At 48.0% G+C, this 20,337-nt stretch carries 20 protein-coding genes, 1 other RNA gene and 1 other annotated feature; of the genes, 5 read left to right on the top strand and 16 right to left on the bottom strand.

Annotated elements, in window-relative coordinates:
• Window positions 1-12: 12 nt before the first annotated feature.
• The 3 genes from ACH32G_RS11505 to ACH32G_RS11495 are packed head-to-tail and all read left to right on the top strand — an operon-like array spanning window position 13 to window position 2,222.
• Complete coding sequence (locus ACH32G_RS11505) at window positions 13-840, top strand: transporter substrate-binding domain-containing protein (protein WP_064777712.1); 828 nt, start codon at window positions 13-15, stop codon at window positions 838-840.
• Window positions 841-896: 56 nt separating this feature from the next.
• The gene (locus ACH32G_RS11500) at window positions 897-1,547 is read left to right on the top strand and encodes an amino acid ABC transporter permease (RefSeq protein ID WP_326351299.1); all 651 of its coding nucleotides are present in this window, start codon (window positions 897-899) and stop codon (window positions 1,545-1,547) included.
• A gap of 18 nt (window positions 1,548-1,565) precedes the next feature.
• Entirely contained in the window at window positions 1,566-2,222 is a 657-nt protein-coding gene (locus tag ACH32G_RS11495) for an amino acid ABC transporter permease (RefSeq protein WP_448814372.1), read from the top strand.
• Window positions 2,223-2,257: 35 nt separating this feature from the next.
• Here ACH32G_RS11495 and ACH32G_RS11490 read toward each other — a convergent pair whose 3' ends face one another.
• The 8 genes from ACH32G_RS11490 to cymR all read right to left on the bottom strand — a co-directional run bounded on the left by ACH32G_RS11490 (window position 2,258) and on the right by cymR (window position 9,023).
• Window positions 2,258-2,389: a YrzQ family protein gene (locus tag ACH32G_RS11490; RefSeq protein WP_003152741.1), complete on the bottom strand. Its 132-nt coding sequence runs from the start codon at window positions 2,387-2,389 to the stop codon at window positions 2,258-2,260.
• Between the two features lie 21 nt (window positions 2,390-2,410).
• Window positions 2,411-2,602 carry a hypothetical protein gene (locus ACH32G_RS11485; RefSeq protein WP_003152738.1) on the bottom strand — a complete coding sequence of 64 codons (192 nt, stop codon included), beginning with the start codon at window positions 2,600-2,602 and terminating at the stop codon, window positions 2,411-2,413.
• Between the two features lie 12 nt (window positions 2,603-2,614).
• On the bottom strand, window positions 2,615-3,073 hold the full coding sequence (locus tag ACH32G_RS11480) for a PRC-barrel domain-containing protein (protein ID WP_016938826.1): 459 nt from the start codon (window positions 3,071-3,073) through the stop codon (window positions 2,615-2,617).
• Window positions 3,074-3,191: 118 nt separating this feature from the next.
• A complete protein-coding gene (gene recD2 / locus ACH32G_RS11475) occupies window positions 3,192-5,570 on the bottom strand; it encodes an SF1B family DNA helicase RecD2 (protein ID WP_049627096.1) in 2,379 nt (792 codons plus the stop codon).
• An 18-nt stretch (window positions 5,571-5,588) separates the two neighbouring features.
• Window positions 5,589-6,209: a tetratricopeptide repeat protein gene (locus ACH32G_RS11470; protein WP_448814415.1), complete on the bottom strand. Its 621-nt coding sequence runs from the start codon at window positions 6,207-6,209 to the stop codon at window positions 5,589-5,591.
• Between the two features lie 87 nt (window positions 6,210-6,296).
• Complete coding sequence (gene mnmA, locus ACH32G_RS11465) at window positions 6,297-7,412, bottom strand: tRNA 2-thiouridine(34) synthase MnmA (protein WP_016938823.1); 1,116 nt, start codon at window positions 7,410-7,412, stop codon at window positions 6,297-6,299.
• Window positions 7,413-7,447: 35 nt separating this feature from the next.
• On the bottom strand, window positions 7,448-8,587 hold the full coding sequence (locus ACH32G_RS11460; RefSeq protein WP_016938822.1) for a cysteine desulfurase family protein: 1,140 nt from the start codon (window positions 8,585-8,587) through the stop codon (window positions 7,448-7,450).
• A 19-nt stretch (window positions 8,588-8,606) separates the two neighbouring features.
• Window positions 8,607-9,023 (bottom strand): cysteine metabolism transcriptional regulator CymR, encoded by a 417-nt coding sequence (gene cymR / locus ACH32G_RS11455; protein ID WP_003152730.1) that lies wholly within the window; start codon window positions 9,021-9,023, stop codon window positions 8,607-8,609.
• Between the two features lie 194 nt (window positions 9,024-9,217).
• Between cymR and ACH32G_RS11450 the strand changes: the two genes are divergently transcribed.
• The gene (locus ACH32G_RS11450) at window positions 9,218-10,483 is read left to right on the top strand and encodes a replication-associated recombination protein A (RefSeq protein WP_016938821.1); all 1,266 of its coding nucleotides are present in this window, start codon (window positions 9,218-9,220) and stop codon (window positions 10,481-10,483) included.
• Window positions 10,484-10,600: 117 nt separating this feature from the next.
• Here ACH32G_RS11450 and ACH32G_RS11445 read toward each other — a convergent pair whose 3' ends face one another.
• From ACH32G_RS11445 to ACH32G_RS11425, 5 genes are all read right to left on the bottom strand, one after another.
• Window positions 10,601-11,365, bottom strand: coding sequence for a tRNA threonylcarbamoyladenosine dehydratase (locus tag ACH32G_RS11445; RefSeq protein ID WP_016938820.1), 765 nt, complete (start codon window positions 11,363-11,365; stop codon window positions 10,601-10,603).
• A gap of 71 nt (window positions 11,366-11,436) precedes the next feature.
• Window positions 11,437-11,629: non-coding RNA, 6S RNA (ssrS, locus tag ACH32G_RS11440), on the bottom strand.
• Between the two features lie 62 nt (window positions 11,630-11,691).
• Entirely contained in the window at window positions 11,692-13,470 is a 1,779-nt protein-coding gene (aspS, locus tag ACH32G_RS11435) for an aspartate--tRNA ligase (RefSeq protein ID WP_016938819.1), read from the bottom strand.
• A gap of 14 nt (window positions 13,471-13,484) precedes the next feature.
• Window positions 13,485-14,759, bottom strand: a complete 1,275-nt coding sequence (gene hisS, locus ACH32G_RS11430) for a histidine--tRNA ligase (RefSeq protein ID WP_016938818.1) — start codon at window positions 14,757-14,759, stop codon at window positions 13,485-13,487.
• A gap of 63 nt (window positions 14,760-14,822) precedes the next feature.
• Window positions 14,823-15,055 (bottom strand) — a binding site (T-box leader).
• Between the two features lie 60 nt (window positions 15,056-15,115).
• Window positions 15,116-15,286: a YrzK family protein gene (locus ACH32G_RS11425; RefSeq protein WP_016938816.1), complete on the bottom strand. Its 171-nt coding sequence runs from the start codon at window positions 15,284-15,286 to the stop codon at window positions 15,116-15,118.
• A gap of 130 nt (window positions 15,287-15,416) precedes the next feature.
• On the opposite strand from ACH32G_RS11425, the gene ACH32G_RS11420 reads away from it, so the two are divergent.
• Window positions 15,417-16,979 carry an SH3 domain-containing protein gene (locus ACH32G_RS11420; protein ID WP_016938815.1) on the top strand — a complete coding sequence of 521 codons (1,563 nt, stop codon included), beginning with the start codon at window positions 15,417-15,419 and terminating at the stop codon, window positions 16,977-16,979.
• A gap of 26 nt (window positions 16,980-17,005) precedes the next feature.
• Here the strand turns inward: ACH32G_RS11420 and dtd are convergent, their stop codons facing one another.
• The 3 genes from dtd to ACH32G_RS11405 form a co-directional block, all read right to left on the bottom strand.
• Window positions 17,006-17,449, bottom strand: coding sequence for a D-aminoacyl-tRNA deacylase (gene dtd / locus ACH32G_RS11415; RefSeq protein WP_016938814.1), 444 nt, complete (start codon window positions 17,447-17,449; stop codon window positions 17,006-17,008).
• Between the two features lie 12 nt (window positions 17,450-17,461).
• Window positions 17,462-19,666: a GTP diphosphokinase gene (relA, locus tag ACH32G_RS11410; protein ID WP_016938813.1), complete on the bottom strand. Its 2,205-nt coding sequence runs from the start codon at window positions 19,664-19,666 to the stop codon at window positions 17,462-17,464.
• A gap of 157 nt (window positions 19,667-19,823) precedes the next feature.
• Window positions 19,824-20,336 carry an adenine phosphoribosyltransferase gene (locus ACH32G_RS11405; protein ID WP_003152714.1) on the bottom strand — a complete coding sequence of 171 codons (513 nt, stop codon included), beginning with the start codon at window positions 20,334-20,336 and terminating at the stop codon, window positions 19,824-19,826.
• Window position 20,337: the final 1 nt, after the last annotated feature.

Here is a 20,337-nt window from a genome sequence, read left to right as displayed (position 1 = left end):
GGGGGAACGCTTATGTCACGCGTAACAAAATGGTTATCTTTCGGATTGATCTCACTGCTGGCCGTCTTGATGCTGGCCGCCTGCGGAGGGAAAGAAACGTCCGGGGATTCAAAGGGCACGGGAAAAGACACGTTAGCTTCTATTAAAGACAGAGACAAAATCATCTTCGGCGTTAAAACCGATACGAGATTATTCGGACTGAAAAACCCAAGCTCCGGGGATATCGAAGGGTTTGATATTGATATCGCCAAACAGATTGCAAAAGATATTCTGGGAGATGAGAAAAAAGCGGAGTTTAAAGAAGTGACGTCAAAAACGAGAATTCCGATGCTGCAAAACGGCGATATCGACGCCATCACGGCCACAATGACGATAACGGATGAGCGGAAAAAAGAAGTTGATTTCTCAGACGTTTATTTTGAAGCCGGGCAGTCCCTGCTCGTCAAAAAAGGAAGCCGCATCAAAAGCACCGAAGACCTTGGAAAAGGCTCAAAAGTATTGGCGGTAAAAGGCTCCACTTCCTCACAGAACATCAGGGAAAAAGCGCCCGACGCCTCAGTGCTGGAATTTGAAAATTACGCCGAAGCGTTCACTGCGCTTAAAGCGGGACAGGGAGATGCGCTCACAACGGATAATGCGATTTTATACGGCATGGCGGATGAAAATAAACATTATCAGCTGACAGGCGGCACATTCACCGATGAACCTTACGGAATCGCCGTTAAAAAAGGCCAATCCGGGCTCGTCAAAGAAATCAACGCCTCTTTGAAAAAAATGAAAGCCGACGGCAGGTACGGAAAAATCTATAAAAAATGGATTAAAGAAGAACCGGCAAAATAGAATCGACCGCGGGATGAGCAGACATGCTCATCCCCGTTTTATAAGGAGTGAAAAACATGAACTTTACAATCTTAACGGAAAACTTCGATATGTACCTGGACGGTTTTCTGCACACACTGCTTGCGAGCTTCATCGCGCTGGCCGGCAGCTTCGCTCTTGGCGTTCTGATCGCTGTCATGAGAATCACGACGTTCAAACCCCTCCAATGGATCGGCACTGCATATGTGGAATTTATCCGGAACATCCCGCTTCTCCTCATCACATTCGTTTTTTATTTCGGACTTCCGAACGCCGGATTGAGACTGGACGGCTTTCAGGCCGGGACGATCGCACTGACGATTTATACGTCCGCCTTTATCGCAGAAGCCATAAGAGCCGGAATTCAGACTGTCTCTAAGGGACAGATGGAAGCGGCCAGATCGTCAGGCTTCACCTACAGTCAGGCAATGAGATACGTGATTCTCCCTCAGGCTGTTAAAATCGTGATTCCCCCGCTCGGAAACCAATTTCTCAACCTTGTCAAAAACTCATCAATTCTCGGCGTGGTGGCGGGACTGGATTTGATGTATCAGGCCGATCTCGTTTCTTCAAGCACTCTCGTCGTGTTTGATGTTTATATCTTTGTGGCGCTTTTTTATTTGATTTTAACGGTACCGCTCAGCATCGGGGTTCACTATTTGGAAAGACGCCTCGGAAAAAGTTATTAAAGAAGGAGAGTGAACAACATGGATTTTAGCGGCGCCTATACACCTGACCATCTGCTGTTTTTATGGAACGGCTTTTTGATCACGCTTTATGTTGCGCTTATTTCCATTGTCCTGAGTTTTATTTTCGGGCTTGCCGCCGGCACTTTGCGCTATGCGAAAATCCCTGCCGTCTCTGGCATAATAGCCGCCATTGTCGAAACCATCCGCAACCTGCCGCTGTTATTAATCATTTTCTTTACGTTTTTTGCCCTTCCGGAAATCGGCATCAAACTGGAAATTACCGCAGCCGCCATCACAGCGCTGACGATTTTTGAATCAGCCATGCTGTCAGAAATCATCAGAAGCGGTTTGCAATCCGTTGAGAAAGGCCAGATTGAAGCGGCGCGTTCTTCAGGACTGACCTACACGCAGACTCTTTTTCTCGTTGTCATGCCGCAGGCGCTCAGGCGTATGGTTCCTCCGATTGTGAGCCAATTTATTTCTTTATTAAAGGATACGTCACTTGCGGTGGTCATCGCTCTGCCCGAGCTGATTCATAATGCTCAGATTTTAAACGGACAAAGCGCTGACGGGGGTTATTTTTTTCCGGTTTTTCTGCTGGCGGCCCTGATGTATTTTGCGGTCAATTACAGCTTATCTCTTCTAGCCCGGCGGCTGGAAGAGAGACAAACGTAAAAAGGATACTTCCGAAGAAGTATCCTTTTTTCTGCTTAGAACATTTTCATAACTCGTCTTCTCATCCGTTTCATACCTTTTTTATTCAGCATATCGGACTGAGAAGCCATACGATACATAACGGCTCCAGCTCCTAAAGCCAATAGAGAGGTCATTGTTCTGCCCATCGCGCGTATCTCCTTTCAACATTAAAAATTGATACTGCGTTCGTCTTCAGAAAACAAATCATCAAGACTGCTTAACGTGCCGTCTTCCTCTACTTGATGTGTCGCAATTTTGCCTTTGGCCACCGTCAGCTCTATGAAGCAGCCCCAGCAATAGTATTGGTTTACGCCGATTTTGCCGATATCTTTACTTTTGCAGTTCGGACATACAAGCACAGACTACACCTCTTATCCGTTCAGGACGATGCCGTCTTTCCCCGCTTCAATAAGCGTATCGGCAGCGCGCCGCACTTGGCGTCTGCCTGCCAGATCTGAAAAGAAGCCGTCCGAGAGTTCATATGCTACGATTATGCCCTTGTCCAAACAAAAGTATACATCTTCCAGCAAACCGAACATTTCACCATCAGGCGATTTCACCGGCTGCATCTTAATCTGTTCAAAGGTGAAACAGCTCTTCGGCAAAGGCTGCAAGTGAGCTCCGGCGGCAGCTACGGCTTCTTGTTCCATCTCTTTTATATCACTGGCTGCTAAAAAAAGATGGCGGTTGTGAAACAGGCGTTTCTGCTCAAGCACGAAACCGAGAAACCGGCCGTCAAGAGAGAAACACACATCCGATATCATCCCCAGGCTGCGCCGGGTGTGTTCGTCATATACGGTTCGTCCTTCAGCTGCATGGCATGTTCTCAAAGTGTGATCAACCACCTTTTGTTGAACACGTATAGGTTTTGCCAAGAAGCCGGGCGCCATACTTTGAAATGACTTCCACAGGCGAAAACCCGGCGCATGAACATACGCCGGGTTTTATTTACGCTTTTTCTTCCATAAAGTCAAAAGGCGTGATGCCTTCCATTCCGATATTTGCATCGTATACACTGAACGGCAGCTCTTTTTGCAGGGCGGCCAGTTCTGCATCCATCTCTTCAGTCTGCTCTGTGAGCCTGTTTTTAAGTGACGTCTGTCTGACGGTGGCATCATTGTTTTTGACGCCCCATTCAAGCGCTTCTTCTTCTCCGCAAAGAATCAGAAATTTTTTGGCTCTTGTAATCGCGGTATAAAGGAGATTTCTCCTGAGCATTCGATAATAGCCTTTAACGACAGGCAGGACGACAATCGGAAATTCGCTGCCCTGCGACTTATGAATAGAACAGCAGTAAGCATGGGTAAACTGGCTGAAATCCTTTTTCGTAAAGGTGATTTCGTTCCCGTCAAACGAGACGACGACCATGTCTTCTTTTTCCGTATTTTCTTTGGCATAAAAGATAGACACGATTTCGCCGATATCTCCGTTAAACACATTGTTTTCCGGCTGGTTGACAAGCTGTAATATTTTATCGCCCGTCCTGTAGACGACATCTCCGAATTTCAGCTCCCGCCTTTTTTCTTTCGGCGGATTCATGATGTCTTGAAGAAGCACGTTCAGTTCGTTAATTCCCGCTTTTCCCCTGTACATCGGCGCGAGCACTTGAATGTCTTTGGAAGTATATCCCTTTTTCAGCGCATTCGAGACGACTTGATCCACGACTTCTTTAATTTGTGAAGAATTACAGCGGATAAACGAGCGGTCCTTTGTCGGCGCGGTCAGCCCCTTGGGAAGCAGTCCCTTTTTCATATCATGCGCAAGTTCAACGATGGATGACCCTTCAGCCTGACGGTAAATATCTGTCAGACGCACGGTCGGCAGCACCTCAGAAGCCAAAAGGTCTCTCAGCACCTGCCCGGGACCTACGGAAGGAAGCTGGTCTTCATCACCGACGACGATAAGCTGAATGTGCTTAGGGAGCGCCTTAAACAAATGGCTGGCGAGCCAAATATCGAGCATACTCGCTTCGTCTATAATAATCAGTTTCCCTTCAATCGGCTGATCTTCATTGTAGGTAAAGCCTTCAGCGCCATTCCAGCCGAGCAGCCTGTGAATCGTAACAGCCGGCAGACCCGTAGATTCGCTCATTCGCTTTGCGGCTCTTCCGGTCGGCGCGGCAAGCAGCACCGGAAAGGCTTCATCTTTTTTATAATCACCAGGGTCAAGCGATACTCCGTGCAGTTCACTGTACAATTCCACGATGCCTTTGATAACGGTCGTTTTTCCCGTGCCCGGTCCCCCGGTCAGTAAAAGCATCGGCGAGGACAGCGCTTTTTGAATCGCATCCTTTTGACTCGGAGCGTATTGAACGTTCATCCGTTCTTCCAGTTCACCGAGCGCAAGAAGAAATTCCGATTCAGGAAACTGATCGGCATACTCCGTCTGGGCCGCAATGTCGAGCACGCGTTTTGCGACGTTTTGTTCCGCGTAAAACAAGGACGGAAAATAGCAGCGTTCTCCTTCTATGACGATGTCCTTACTCTCCCCGAGGGCGATGATGCCGTCGGCCGCATCCATTTCCGTGACGCGGCCGCCTTCAGCTGACTGATTCAGAAGCGTTTGCGTATTGATAATCAGCTGCTTTGTCTCTATGTACGTATGGCCTTCTGAAAGACAGGTTGATTCGATCGTATATAAGATAGCCGCTTTGACCCGCTCCGGGTGGTTTCCTGACAGCCCCATTTTCCCGCCCAGCTCGTCGGCTTTCACAAAACCGATGCCTTCCACGTCCTTTACAAGCTGATAAGGATTTTCCTGAATTTTCTCCAGGGTTTCCGTTTCGTAAGCCTGATAAATTTTCATGGATAGCTGGGGCCCGAAACCGTATTGGTTCAGAGAGATCATAATCTGCTCCAGCCCCTGATGCCGCTGCAGCTCTCCCGCCAGTTTGTCCGCTTTCTTTTTTGACATTTTCGGCACATCATAAAGCACCGATGCATCAGCCAGAATTTTATTGAGCGCGCCGTCTCCAAGCTTTTTGACGATTTCTTCCGCCGTTTTTTTCCCGATTCCTTCAAACAGATCACTTGATAAATAATGAATGATCCCTTCTTTTGTGGTCGGAATTTCTTTTTTAAAGTGTTCAGCCTGAAATTGCAGGCCGAACTTGGGGTGTGTGGCGGTTTTTCCGTAAAATGTGTAAGTCTCATCTTCTTGCAGCAGAGGGAAGTAGCCCGTTACGGATACGACCTTGTCTTCGATCGCCTCAGACGTTTCTGCAACCTTGACTTTCAGCACTGTATACAGGTTGGTGTCATTGTGGTAAATGACCGTATGAATGACGCCTTTTACATACGGCTGTTCCTCGATGTTCAGCTGATCCACGAGCCTTCCCTCCTTTTGTTATGACTGAGTGATAAGCTGTTTCGCATGAAGTGCGAGCATATGATCAGGCTGTATGCCGATTGCGCCTTCAAGCATCTCAAGCGCCTTTTCACGATTTTCTTTGTAAGCGTAAGCGACCCCGGCATTATAAAATGCGTCTGCATGGTTTGGGTCCTGTTCAATCACCGTCTCAAACTGCACCAATGCTTCATCCAGCATTTCTTCGTTTGCGAGACACATTCCGAACTGGAAGCGCGCTTCCGTGTCATTTTCGTTTAATTCAACGGCCCGCTGCAAATACGGCAGCGCAAGCTTCGGCTGCTCTAATTTGACGAGAACGGTTCCGAGCATATAAAACAAGTCTCCGTTTTCCATTCCGGAGCGAAGCGCTTTTTCAAACATATCCTTCGCCTCGGAAAACGATTCCTTCATCACGTATACATTTCCCGCTCCGTAATAAGCGGCTGCCGCTGAATTGTCCAATTCAAGCGCTCTGTTGTAAAATGCAAGCGCGCGTTCAAGTTCGTTCACTGAAGAAAGCAGATTTGCGAAGTTGATGTACGGCACCGGATCTTGGCCGTTTTCCTCAATCGCTTTCGTAAAAGCCTCTGCCGCTTTTTCAAAATCGCCCTCCTGCATGGCATCAATTCCGATTTTATTATAATCCATTTTTAACTTCCTTTCGCTAAAAAACCCCAACATGCGAGTTGAGGTTTTTTACATGTGTTATACGTACCACAATTTTGTTCCGTCTTTATAAACGTCATCTATCGTTCCGCCGCCGAGGCACTCTTCTCCGTCATAAAAAACAACGGCTTGTCCCGGCGTTACGGCGCGGACCTGCCCGTCGAAAATGATTTCCGCTTCATCGGCACCCGTCATTTTCACCGTTACTTTGTGATCTTCCTGACGATAGCGGAATTTCGCCGTGCATGTCATTTCGCCGCCGTCCATCAGACCAGGACGCGTCCAGCTGATATTTGTCGCCGTGATTTTATCGGAATACAGAAGCGGATTGTGGAATCCCTGATCGACATACAGAATGTTTTTCTCGAGATCTTTGCCGACTGCGAACCACGGCTCGCCGCTTCCGCCGATTCCAAGACCGTGGCGCTGTCCGATCGTATAATACATCAGTCCGTCATGACGCCCTTTTACTTCTCCGTCCATTGTCATCATATCGCCCGGCTGAGCAGGGAGATATTGGCTGAGAAACGTTTTGAAGTTGCGTTCGCCGATAAAGCAGATTCCCGTGCTGTCTTTTTTCGCAGCTGTCGCAAGTTCCGCTTCTTTGGCGATTTCCCGCACGCGGCTTTTCTGCAGATCACCGATCGGGAACATGACTTTGCTGAGCTGTTCCTGATTGAGCTGATTCAGAAAATAAGTCTGGTCCTTGTTTTCATCCAGACCGCGAAGCATGCGCACTGTACCTGCGCTTCTGTCCACGCGGGCGTAATGGCCCGTCGCAAGGTAATCCGCGCCGAGTGATAAAGCATGATCCAAGAAAGCCTTAAACTTAATTTCTTTATTGCACATGACATCCGGATTAGGGGTTCTTCCGGCTTTATATTCATCAAGGAAATACTGAAATACCTTTTCCCAATATTGCTTTTCAAAATTGACGGCATAATACGGAATTCCGATTTGGTTGCAGACCCGGATGACGTCTTCATAATCTTCAGTCGCCGTGCAAAAACCGTTTTCGTCCGTATCATCCCAGTTTTTCATAAAAATTCCGATTACATCGTAGCCCTGCTCCTTCAGCAGAAGGGCCGCCACAGAAGAGTCCACTCCGCCGGACATGCCGACTACGACTCTTGTATTCTCCGGCCGTTTTTCCATTTGCATTCACTCCATTAAAACGTAAGTCCGCCGTTTTAAGCAAGCCGTTTAACGACGTCGGCAAGCTTTTCGGCAGCTGTTTCGATTTGTTCCGCCGTATTGCCGAGGCCGAAGCTGAGACGGATTGACGAGGTCAGTCTGCCGCTTTCACTTCCGAACATGGCCGTAAGCACATGGGACGGAAGAACGGATCCCGCCGTACACGCAGATCCGCTGGAGACAGCAACGCCCTCCATGTCAAGATTGACCAGCAGCGCTTCCACCGGCACACCGGGAAAGTAAAGATTTAAAATATGAGGCAGGCAGTTCTCGGCATCTCCGTTCACCTCCGCTGTCACGCCGGCTTTTTCCAGCGTGCTCATGATGATGTTTTTAAACTCCTTAAACTTCGCTGTTTTCTCTTCCCGCTCACGGTTTGAAAGAACGACCGCTTCTTTTAAGCCGGCGATGCCCGGTACATTTTCCGTCCCCGCGCGGCGCTTTCGTTCCTGCTCTCCCCCGAAAAGAATCGGTGACAGCTTCACCTCTTGATTTACATATAAAAAGCCTGTCCCTTTTGGCCCGTTAAGCTTGTGACCGGAAACAGACAGCATGTCAATTCTGCTTTTTTTCACGTCAATCGGCATATAACCGAATGCCTGGACGGCATCTGTGTGAAAATAGGCCTGATGCCCGCTTAACAGCTCTCCGATTTCGTCAATCGGCTGAATGGTTCCGACTTCGTTATTGCCATACATGACGGTAACAAGGATTGTATCATCACGGAGCGCTTCTTTCACCTGATTTGCACTGATCCGTCCTGATGGGCCGGGGTTGAGGTATGTCACCTCAAAACCGTCTTCTTCCAGCTTTTCGCAAGCGTGCAGTACGGCATGATGCTCAACAGCGGTCGTAATGATATGCTTCCCTTCATTCTTCCGCGCAGCAGCCGTTCCGAAAATCGCTAAATTATCAGCCTCCGTGCCGCCGCTTGTGAAAATGATTTCCTGTTCTTTCGCACTGATTTCTCGGGCGATGTCCGCTCTCGCTTCGTCGACCCATTTCCGGGACTCTCTTCCGAATGAATGGATGCTTGACGGGTTGCCGAAGCTGCCGAAGAAATGCGGCTTCATTTTTTCAAGCACACGCTCATCCATCGGGGAAGTCGCGGCGTGATCTAAATAAATCCGTTCCATTGTTTTTTACACCTCTGGTTTAAATATAGAACATATAAGCTTCCTGCTCGCCGTCCGTGTAGCTCGCAAGGTCTTCTAACGTCGTGCTGTCCAGCACGTCTTTTACGGCGTCGCGGATGCGGATCCATAGCTCCCGCTTGGCAGGCTCTTCATCCTCAAGAACTTCCACCGGGCTGATCGGTCCTTCCAGCACTCTGATAATATCTCCGGCCGTGATCTCTTCAGGCTGCCCGCCGAGCACATAACCCCCGTAAGCGCCTCTGATGCTTTTTACGAGTCCGGCGTTTCTGAGCGGTGATACAAGCTGTTCCAAGTAATGCTCAGAAAGGCTGTTTGTTTGGGCGATGCTTTTGAGCGACGTCGGACCGTCTCCGTGCTTTTTCGCCAATTCGATCATAATGGTGAGCCCGTATCTTCCCTTTGTCGATATTTTCAATATGAACACCCCAGTCAATTCTAATTGTTAATTTATACAAGTAAATGGATATGAATAATCTGTTTAGTATCTTATAGACCAACTGTTATTATAACATAACTTATCCTAATTTTCATTGAAACACGGGGCCTGCCGCAATTCGCTTTTCTAATCGTCCGTTTTCCGTTACCCTGTATATGTAAGGAGAGATGTTCATGAAACCACTGGCGTATCGGATGCGGCCTGCCAATATCGAAGACATTATCGGCCAGGAACACCTGGTCAAAGAAGATAAAATCATCGGCAGAATGGTGCGTGCAAAGCACTTATCCTCCATGATCCTGTACGGTCCGCCGGGCATCGGAAAAACGTCCATCGCCACGGCGATCGCAGGATCGACAAGCATCGCATTCAGGAAATTGAATGCCGTCATTCATAATAAAAAAGACATGGAGATTGTCGTACAGGAAGCGAAAATGTCAGGCCAGGTCATTTTAATCCTTGATGAAGTGCACAGGCTTGATAAGGGGAAACAGGATTTTCTGCTGCCCTATTTAGAAAACGGCATGATTATTTTAATCGGCGCGACGACTGCCAATCCTTATCATGCCATTAACCCGGCCATCAGAAGCCGAACCCAGATATTCGAGCTCGAACCGTTAACACCCGATCTGATCAAGCAGGCATTGAAAAGAGCGCTTACAGATGAACACCGCGGACTCGGTTCTTACAGCGTTTCGGTGGACGACGACGCGATGGATCATTTCGCGCAAGGGTGCGGAGGAGACGTCCGCTCCGCTTTAAACGCGCTGGAGCTTGCCGTGCTTTCCACAAAGGAAGCAAGCGACGGCACGATCCGGATTACACGGGAAACAGCGGAGGAATGTCTGCAGAAAAAAAGCTATACCCATGATAAAGACGGAGATGCGCATTATGACGTGTTATCCGCGTTCCAAAAATCAATCCGGGGCTCTGACGCAAACGCCGCCCTTCATTATTTGGCCCGTCTGATCGAAGCCGGCGACCTTGAAAGCATATCAAGAAGACTTCTCGTGATCGCCTATGAGGATATCGGCCTCGCAAGCCCGCAGGCAGGCCCCCGGGTGCTGAGCGCGATTCAGACCGCAGAACGGATCGGCTTTCCGGAAGCGAGAATTCCGCTGGCCAATGCGGTCATCGAATTATGCCTCTCGCCAAAATCAAACTCCGCCATCTCAGCCGTTGATGAGGCGCTTAATGATATCAGAGCGGGTAAAATCGGTGATGTGCCGAAACATTTAAAAGACGCCCACTATAAAGGGGCCCAAGAACTCGGACGCGGGATCGGCTATCAATATCCTCATGATTTCGAGAACGGATGGGTCGAACAGCAATACTTGCCCGATCCGTTAAAAAACAAACAATACTATAAACCGAAACAAACGGGGAAATTTGAAGCCGCCATAAAGCAAGTATATGAAAAACTGATGAAGAAAAAATAACCGGGCAAGGACACCCCATGTGTTCTTGTCTTTTTTGTTTGATACATGCCAAACCGTCCGTACAAGCGGCGGATTCAAATAAAAAACAGCCTTTCTTAAAGAAGGCTGTTTTTCTTTTTATTTATCTTTAACCCGTTTAATCTTGATGTCCTTTAAGAGCTCCATCACGACATGTCCGCCCATAATCAGACCGGCCACTGACGGAACCCAGGCGTTGGAAGACGGCGGCATTTGCGCTTTGCGGATTTTCGCTTCATCATTCCCGACTTCTTTTCTGACGTCTTCACGGATGACGATCGGGCTTTCATCAGAAAAAATGACCTGTACGCCTTTTTTGATGCCCTCTTTACGAAGCCTTGTGCGGACGACTTTGGCAATCGGATCAGTATGGGTTTTTGAAATATCAGCAATCTGAAAGCGTGTCGGGTCTGTTTTATTCGCCGCTCCCATGCTCGAAATCAGCGGAACATCCCTTTTCAGACATTCTTTCATCAGATGAATTTTATAATGAATCGTATCCGACGCGTCAATGACGTAATCGAGCGGATACTCAAAGAACTGCTCATATGTCTCTTCTGTATAAAACATTTTTAAGGCGACGACATCGCAATCCGGATTAATATCCGCGATCCGCGCTTTCATCAAGTCCGTTTTCGGCTGTCCCACCGTCGACAAGAGCGCATGCAGCTGGCGGTTTACGTTTGTAATGTCAACATCATCTTTATCGACAAGGACGATCCGTCCCACTCCGGACCTCGCCAGTGCTTCGGCTGCGAATGAACCGACTCCGCCGACGCCGAGAACGGCCACCGTGCTGTTTTTTAACGTGTCCAGCCCTTCTTTTCCAATCGCTAGCTCATTTCTGGAAAACTGATGTAACAAGAACCTCACTCCACATTCTGGTTTTATAAACTCGGCTTGTCAAAAAGCCGCTGGTTTCAGCGCACAAAAAATAAAGTCCCAATTGTGCCGTTGCAGCTTTCCTTCGTTTTGAACCCGCTCTCAGCAGGTGGGTGCCCTTTTTCAAATCTTGTAAGTCCTCTTTACCGAATGAAAAGAGGCATGTACGCCATTTAAAAATACGGGCTCCCAAAGCAAAAAAATGTTCGGTCAAAACTAGGTGTACAACTAACACATCAGGACTTTATTTAACTTGTCAAAATCATATCACAGCAGATTTTGATTTTCAAGAAACAAACTGCTGATCTTTACTGTTTCACTTTTCTTTTGACAGAAAGGTGAAGTTCTTCAAGCTGGGCGTCGCTCACTTCGCCGGGCGCTTCCGTAAGAAGGCAGCTTGCGCTTGCCGTTTTCGGGAAAGCGATCGTATCTCTTAAGTTTGTACGGCCTGCAAGAAGCATAACGATACGGTCCAGACCGAGCGCGATTCCGCCGTGCGGAGGAGCGCCGTATTCAAAGGCTTCAAGAAGGTATCCGAACTCCGCCTCCGCTTCTTCTTGTGTAAAGCCGAGAAGCCCGAACATTTTTTCCTGAACGTCTTTTTCAAAAATCCGGATGGAGCCTCCGCCGAGTTCATAACCGTTTAAGACGAGGTCGTAAGCCTGCGCTTTCATATCTTCAGGCGCTGTTTCAATCAGATCAAGGTCTTCACGGACAGGCATAGTAAACGGATGGTGAGCCGCATAGAAACGGCCTTCTTCCTCGTCATGCTCCAGTAACGGCCAGTCCACAACCCACAGGAAGTTGAAGAGGCTTTCGTCAATCAGGCCGCGTTCTTTACCGAGCTTTAAGCGCAGCGCACCGAGGGATTGAGCCACAACCTCAAACTTATCAGCGCCGAACAGGAGCAGATCGCCTTCAGAAGCATCCAGCGCTTCAGCCAGTTTTGCCTGCTTCTCATCATTAAAGAATTTCGCAATCGGGCCTTTTACGCCGTCAGCTTCAACTTTGACCCAAGCGAGACCTTTCGCGCCGTAATTTCCGGCAAAAACGCCGAGCGCATCAATATCTTTTCTGGAGTAGTCGCCGGCAGCTCCTTTAACATTGATCGCTTTTACAACACCGCCGTTGGCTACAGCTGATGAGAACACCTTAAATTCAGTATCTTTCACAATGTCTGATACGTCCGTCAGCAGCATGCCGAAGCGGGTGTCAGGCTTGTCGGAACCGTAGCTGTTCATCGCTTCTTCATATGTCATTCGCGGAAGCGGCAGCGATACTTCGACGCCTTTTGTTTCGAGCACGACTTTCGCCATCATCTTTTCCGCCAGAGCCATGATGTCTTCTTGACTCATAAAGGACATTTCGATATCAATCTGCGTAAATTCCGGCTGGCGGTCGGCACGCAGGTCTTCATCGCGGAAACAGCGGGCCACTTGATAATACCGCTCAAAGCCAGATACCATCAGAAGCTGTTTAAAAATCTGCGGCGATTGCGGAAGAGCGTAAAATTCCCCTTCATGCACCCGGCTCGGCACCAAGTAGTCACGGGCGCCTTCCGGAGAGCTTTTCGTTAAAATCGGGGTTTCAATATCAAGAAATCCGTTTTCATCCAAGAAATGGCGGATGGATTTTGTGACTTGATGGCGCATTTGCAATGTTTGAAACATCGCCGGGCGGCGCAAATCCAAATAGCGGTGTTTTAACCGGACGTCTTCAGAAACGTCAGCCGCCTGGTCACTGATCGGAAACGGCGGCGTTTTCGCCGTGCTGAGTACCGTCACTGCTTCGGCTTTAATTTCAATTTTACCGGTTTTCAGGTTAGGGTTCACCGTGCCTTCTTCACGGGCAGAAACCGTGCCTTCGATATCAAGCACATATTCGTTTCTGATTGCTTCTGCCGCGGCAAGGGCTTCTTTCGAGACGTCAGGATTGAACACAACTTGCACAATACCCGAACGGTCGCGCAAATCAATGAAAATCAAGCCGCCGAGATCGCGCCGTTTCTGCACCCATCCTTTCAGTTTGACGGTTTCGCCAATCGCTTTTTCAGTTATCTCGCCACAATAATATGTTCTTCCAAACATAGCGTTCCTCTCCTTCACTGCTTTTGATCTGCCTTTAACACTTGTATCAGCTCGTCTAACACCACTTCACGCTGCTCGCCTGTTTCCGCATCTTTTACATTGATTTTATTTTGGGCAAGTTCATCTTCCCCTAAAATCGCAATAAAGCGTGCGCCGAGACGGTCAGCCGTTTTGAATTGGCCCTTCATTTTTTTGTTTTCATAATCAATTTCACTTGAGATGCCCGCTTCTCTCAGTTTGTACACGAGGGATACGGAATAATCCTTCGCTTTTTCTCCTAGCGTCACGATATAGCAGTCAATCCCCTGGTTGACGGGAAGCTCTGCTTTCTCAGCGTCAATGGCTGCCAGCAGACGTTCGATGCTCATCGCAAATCCGATACCCGGCGCTTCAGGTCCGCCGATCTGTTCAACAAGCCCGTCATAGCGGCCCCCTCCGGCAAGTGTTGTAATCGCTCCGAAACCTTCCGCGTTGCTCATGATTTCAAAAGCGGTATGATTGTAGTAATCAAGCCCTCTGACAAGGTTCGGATCAATTTCAAACGGGATGCCGAGATCGTTTAAGTATTGTTTGACTTTCTCAAAATAAGCGGCTGATTCTTCATTTAAGTAATCAAGAATGGACGGTGCCGATTTCATCAGTTCATGTTCTCTGTCTTTCTTGCAATCAAGAATTCTGAGCGGGTTTGTGTGCAGGCGCGACTGGCAGTCTGAGCAAAATTCTCCGATGCGCGGTTCAAAATGTTTGACGAGTGCTTCACGGTAGGCTTTGCGGCTCTCCTGGTCACCGAGGCTGTTCAGCACAAGCTTGACATTTTTCAAACCGGCTTTACGGTAAATGCTCATCGCAAGCGCAATGACTTCTGCATCCACAGCCGGATCTTTGGAGCCGATCGCTTCAATTCCGAATTGATAGAATTGGCGGAAGCGTCCCGTCTGCGGACGTTCATAACGGAACATCGGTCCGACATAATACAGCTTCGTCGGCTGCACCGGGTTCGCAAATAATTTATTTTCATTGAACGCGCGGACTGCAGCGGCTGTTCCTTCCGGCCGAAGCGTCAGGCTTCTCCCTTTACGGTCTTCGAACGTGTACATTTCTTTCTGCACGATATCTGTAGACTCACCGACGCCTCTTGCGAACAATTCCGTATGCTCGAAAATCGGCGTGCGGATTTCTTTATATTGATAAGTGCGGCACGTCTCTCTCATAATTTGTTCGACGAACTGCCATCTGTCTGATTCACCCGGCAGTATATCCTGTGTGCCTCTTGGAATGTGATATGCCATGTAACAGGCCTCCTTAATGTCTTTCTTCAAATAAAAAAACTCCCGCTCCTACTATACATGTATAGTAGGGACGAGAGTTATACCCGTGGTGCCACCCTAGTTGGAATGCTGAAGCATCCCCGCTCTGACCGTTAACGCAGGTTCACGTCCGCTGCCTAATGACTCGCAAAAGCGTTCAGCAGGGAACCTCCGGAGTGTTGTTTCGAGAAAGATGCAGTGCGGATCCGCTTTCAGCCCGGGACGGTTCCTCTCTTCTCCATGCATTCTGACCTACTCTTCTCCATTATCGGTTCAAAATCGTTATTTTGACTTATGTACATCAATTTCTATTATAATAATGGGATTGCACTCCCCTGTCAAGTTTTATTCCGTCTGTTTTTCCTTGCGACTGCATCTTTCGATAAAAGACCGAACTCCGTCGCCGTCTCTTCAAGAAAACCCGCCTTCTCTTTATCGCTCTGATCACTGAAGTGCAGATTTCCTTCCGCATCGTGCAGCGCGCGTCCCATTTTTGGTTGATATTTCATGATTTGCACACCTTTTCGCTGTATTTACAACTAGTATAAACAAACCATTTTATTTTTATTTAACATTCAACAAGGAAAATACGATATTATACAAGAATGTATTTTAGTTAGTTCAGAAAGGAGGACAGCCATGAATAAGAAAACTCTTGCTCTTATTTTATGCGGCGTCATCATCACGGCACTTCTTCCGTCATTTCATACCGCAATCGCCGCTGAGGGAGAAGCGGTTATCGCGACAGACAAGATCAATGTCAGAGGCGGTCCCGGCCTGAGCTATGGAATAAAGGCTGAAGTGAAAAAAGGGGAAAGATACCCGATCACAAAAGAAGAGGGAGACTGGGTACAGCTCCAGCTGAGTCCCGGTAAGACCGGATGGGTCGTTTCCTGGCTGATATCAAAAACAGCCGGAGGAGCAGACCATTCATCCGCCACAAGCGGAACGGTCACTTCCAACGACCCTGATCTCCGCATCAGAAAAGGCCCGGGGACATCATATGAAGTCATCGGCAAACTTCCGCAAGGCGCACATGCTTCTGTGCTGGACAAGAACAGCGGCTGGGTGAATATTTCTTATCAAGGCACAAGCGGGTGGGTTTCTTCCGAATACGTCACCGCAGACAGCGGCGGATCGGATACGAAAGCAACTTCATCCCAAAACGGTTCAAAGAACGGGACGGTAGGCGTTTCTTCATTGAATGTCAGAAGTGCAGCGTCACATGATTCAGCGATTATCACTAAATTATCACGCGGAGCAAAGGTTTCCATCTTAAGCGAAGACCACGGCTGGCTGAAAATTGAAGCAAACGGGCAAAAAGGCTGGGCAGCAAGCCACTACATCATAAAGGATTCCGACTCATCGGACACCCCGTCCGAATCGGGAGACGGCTCTGAGGGCTCAGGCTCCTCGAAAAAAGCGTATATCGTTTACGGCGGCACCAACCTAAGGAGCTCAGCCTCGACTTCCGCTTCTATCGTAAAAAGAGCGGATAAAGGCGCAGCCTATCCGATTGTCGGTTCAAGCGGCAAGTGGTATGAAGTCCGGCTGGAAAACGGACAAACGGCATATGTGGCAAACTGGGTCGTGCAAACGTCAAAAAGCGGTGAAGAAACAGGAGAAGCACCTTCTCCCAACACGTCAGGCGGCAGCGGATCGCTCAAAAACAAAACGATCGTCGTTGATCCCGGACACGGAGGAAAAGACAGCGGAACGATCGGCTACTCCGGAAAGTTTGAAAAAAACGTAACGATTAAAACAGCTAAGCTGTTAGCCGGAAAATTGAGAGCCGCCGGGGCAAACGTGTATATCACAAGGCAGGATGATACATTTATCAGCCTGCAGGCCAGGGTTTCAACGTCCCATTACCGGAATGCGGATGCCTTTATCAGCATCCACTATGACAGCTATGCCGATACGTCAACAAGAGGAAGCACGGCTTATTATTACAGTCCGTCTAAGGACCGTCAGCTTGCCTCAGACGTCCATTCTGAAGTAGCGAAGCGTTCACCTATTCCTGATCGCGGCGTTCTGTTTGGAGATTATTACGTCCTGAGGGAAAATAAACGGCCTGCCCTGCTGTATGAGCTCGGCTATCTCAGTCAACCGCAAGAAGAAACAATCATACATAGCGGCTCTTACCAGGAAAAAGTGACAGACGGAATTGAAAGCGGATTGGAACATTATTTTCAATCATAAAAAAAGCTGCCGAACGGCAGCTTTTTTTATTGTTTAGAATCCATAATCAATGTAACGGGCCCGGAATTCGTCAGCTGAACATCCATCATGGCCCCGAATATTCCCGTTTCAACTTTGACTCCTTTTTCCCGAAGAAGTTCGTTCCACTTTTCATAAAGGAGCAGAGCCTGATCCGGTTTGGCCGCATTCATAAAATTCGGGCGTCTCCCTTTCTTTGTTTCGCCGTAAAGCGTAAACTGGGAAACTGATAAAATCTCTCCGCCCGTATCTAAAAGCGATAAATTCATCTTGCCGCTTTCGTCCTCAAAAATCCGGAGATTCACGATTTTATCCGCCAAGTAAGCGGCATCTTCCTCTGTATCTTCATGAGTGACGCCGACAAGCGCCATAATACCGGGTCCGATCCGGCCGGCGACAGCGCCGTCAACCGTCACACTCGCTTCTGTTACACGCTGAACAACTAATTTCATAGCAAGCTCCTTTTAGTTCATAACCCGTCGGACTGAATAGATGTCTCTGATCTGCTTAATCCGCTCGACCACTTTATGCAGATGATTGATGTTTTGAATAAAAATCGCCATATGAATCGTAGCGACTTTATTGCGGTCGGATTTGCCGGATACAGACGAAATGTTGGTTTTCGTTTCATTTACGGCCTGGAGTACTTCATTTAACAGCCCGAGACGGTCATACCCCAAAATCTCAATCTCAACGTTATATTCTTTGCGTCTTTGAACCTGTGATTCATGTTCCCATTCAACAGGGATCAGACGTTCCTGCGCTTCATTCGTTTTTACATTCGGACAGTCATCACGGTGAACGGATACACCGCGGCCTTTTGTAATAAAACCGACAATATGGTCTCCGGGCACGGGATTGCAGCATTTCGACAAACGGACGAGAAGGTTGTCGATGCCTTTCACGCGCACACCCGCTTCCCGTTTTCTTCCTTGCGGATACTGTTTCGGCTCGGAAGCGACTTCCTGAACGATTTTTTCCTGCTCTTCCTGATCACGCTGCTTCCGTTCTTTTTCAGTGAGCCTGTTGGCCACCTGCAAAGCGGTAATGCCGTTATACCCGACAGCCGCGTACATATCCTCTTCATTTGAGAAATTAAACTTGTCGGCAACCTTTTGAAGGTTTTCGAGCGTTAAAACATCCTTCACTTCAAAATCAAGATTTTTAATTTCTTTCTCGACAAGTTCACGGCCTTTTTCGACGTTTTCTTCACGGCGCTGTTTCTTAAAGAACTGGCGGATTTTGTGTTTGGCCTGCGACGTCTGAGCGAGTTTGACCCAGTCTTGGCTCGGTCCGTACGAATGCTTGGACGTCAGGATTTCAACGATGTCGCCCGTCCGGAGCTTATGGTCAAGCGTCACCATTTTCCCGTTCACTTTCGCTCCGATTGTTTTATTGCCGATTTCCGAGTGAATCCTGTAGGAAAAATCAATCGGCACAGAGCCTGACGGCAGTTCAATGACATCGCCTTTTGGCGTAAATACGTATACCATGTCAGAAAACAGATCGATTTTCAGCGATTCCATAAATTCTTCCGCGTCGGTAGACTCGTTTTGGAATTCCAGAATTTCGCGGAACCAGGACAGTTTTTTCTCAAATGTCGCTTCTTCGTTTGCAGCCTTGCCTTCTTTATATGCCCAGTGCGCGGCTACCCCGTATTCAGCGATCTCATGCATCTCAAATGTTCTGATCTGCACTTCCAGCGGATCACCCTTAGGCCCGATTACGGTCGTATGCAGGGACTGATACATATTCGGCTTAGGCATCGCAATATAATCCTTGAATCTGCCCGGCATCGGCTTCCAGCACGTATGAATAATGCCGAGTACGGCGTAGCAGTCTTTAATGCTTCCGACAAGAATACGGACGGCGAGCAGATCATATATTTCATTGAACTGTTTATTTTGCAGCGCCATCTTGCGGTAAATACTGTAGATATGCTTCGGACGGCCTGAAAAGTCCGCTTTGATATTCACTTCTTCGACGCGTTTTTTGACTTCATTGACAACCTCTTCGACATAAAGTTCGCGTTCCGCGCGCTTTTTCTTCATGAGGTTGACGATTCTGTAGTATTGCTGAGGATTCAAATAACGGAGAGCGGTATCTTCAAGCTCCCATTTAATTTTCGAAATCCCGAGCCGATGTGCCAGCGGAGCGAAAATTTCCAGCGTCTCATTTGAAATTCTCCGCTGCTTTTCCTGCGGAAGATGCTTTAACGTCCGCATATTATGAAGGCGATCCGCCAGCTTGATCAATATGACTCTGATATCCTGAGCCATAGCGACAAACATTTTTCGGTGGTTTTCCGCCTGCTGCTCTTCTTGAGATTTATACTTAATTTTACCGAGCTTCGTTACACCGTCGACAAGCATCGCCACTTCTTCAGAGAATGCTTCCTTCAGGTCATCGAGGGTGACATCCGTGTCTTCCACCACATCATGCAGAAAACCGCCCGCAATCGTGGAAGGGTCCATTTCCAGATCGACGAGGATTCCCGCCACCTGAATCGGATGAATGATGTACGGCTCACCTGATTTGCGGTACTGTTCGCGATGCGCGTCTTGCGCATACAGGTAAGCTTTCTCAACAAACGCAATCTGCTCCTCCGGCAGATACGTGCGCGCTTTATCTATTACTTGCTCGGCAGTCAATACTTGTTCGTTCGCCATGGAATCACCTTTTTTAAATGTAAACTGTATTAGTTTATTATCAAGAAAAAAACGAGAGATGTAAAGGGCAGAAGTTCAAAACACCTAAAGAATCTGTCAGGATGATGAAATAATAGGAAAAAAGCACCCTGACTCGAGTGCTTTTTTCCATATGCGGTTAATATTTCATTAATGTTAAAATATCGTAATCGTCAAGCTTGTCTCTGCCGTCAAGGTAAGAAAGCTCGATTAAAAACGCAATACCGGCTACGACGCCGCCCAGTTCTTCGACAAGCTTAATCGTTGCTTCGATCGTGCCGCCTGTTGCAAGCAAGTCATCAGTAATCAGCACGCGCTGTCCCGGCAGGATCGCATCTTTATGAATCGTCAGTACGTCTTTTCCGTACTCCAAACCGTAATCGACTTTAATGACTTCACGCGGAAGTTTTCCTTCTTTCCGAACCGGCGCAAAACCGACTCCGAGAGCGTATGCAACCGGACAGCCGATAATAAAGCCGCGCGCTTCAGGTCCGACAACTAAGTCAATTTCTTTTTCTTTTGCATATTCAACAATTTGGTCAGTGGCGTAACGGTATACGTCGCCTTTGTCCATCAATGTCGTAATATCTTTAAATTGTACGCCTTCTTTCGGGTAATCGGGCACAATTGTTACGTATTTTTTAAGATCCATC

Source organism: Bacillus sp. CIS52 (genome assembly GCF_053545315.1).
Note: the sequence above shows the minus strand (reverse complement) of the source record. Positions and strands in the feature narration are given on the sequence as shown.

Coding starts and splice junctions, on each gene's coding strand:
- ACH32G_RS11505 (WP_064777712.1), top strand. CDS start 13: ATGTCACGCGTAACAAAATGGTTATCTTTCGGATTGATCTCACTGCTG.
- ACH32G_RS11500 (WP_326351299.1), top strand. CDS start 897: ATGAACTTTACAATCTTAACGGAAAACTTCGATATGTACCTGGACGGT.
- ACH32G_RS11495 (WP_448814372.1), top strand. CDS start 1,566: ATGGATTTTAGCGGCGCCTATACACCTGACCATCTGCTGTTTTTATGG.
- ACH32G_RS11490 (WP_003152741.1), bottom strand. CDS start 2,389: ATGGGCAGAACAATGACCTCTCTATTGGCTTTAGGAGCTGGAGCCGTT.
- ACH32G_RS11470 (WP_448814415.1), bottom strand. CDS start 6,209: ATGCAGGAGGGCGATTTTGAAAAAGCGGCAGAGGCTTTTACGAAAGCG.
- mnmA (WP_016938823.1), bottom strand. CDS start 7,412: ATGGAAAAACGGCCGGAGAATACAAGAGTCGTAGTCGGCATGTCCGGC.
- ACH32G_RS11460 (WP_016938822.1), bottom strand. CDS start 8,587: ATGGAACGGATTTATTTAGATCACGCCGCGACTTCCCCGATGGATGAG.
- ACH32G_RS11450 (WP_016938821.1), top strand. CDS start 9,218: ATGAAACCACTGGCGTATCGGATGCGGCCTGCCAATATCGAAGACATT.
- aspS (WP_016938819.1), bottom strand. CDS start 13,470: ATGTTTGGAAGAACATATTATTGTGGCGAGATAACTGAAAAAGCGATT.
- hisS (WP_016938818.1), bottom strand. CDS start 14,759: ATGGCATATCACATTCCAAGAGGCACACAGGATATACTGCCGGGTGAA.
- ACH32G_RS11425 (WP_016938816.1), bottom strand. CDS start 15,286: ATGAAATATCAACCAAAAATGGGACGCGCGCTGCACGATGCGGAAGGA.
- ACH32G_RS11420 (WP_016938815.1), top strand. CDS start 15,417: ATGAATAAGAAAACTCTTGCTCTTATTTTATGCGGCGTCATCATCACG.
- dtd (WP_016938814.1), bottom strand. CDS start 17,449: ATGAAATTAGTTGTTCAGCGTGTAACAGAAGCGAGTGTGACGGTTGAC.
- relA (WP_016938813.1), bottom strand. CDS start 19,666: ATGGCGAACGAACAAGTATTGACTGCCGAGCAAGTAATAGATAAAGCG.
- ACH32G_RS11405 (WP_003152714.1), bottom strand. CDS start 20,336: ATGGATCTTAAAAAATACGTAACAATTGTGCCCGATTACCCGAAAGAA.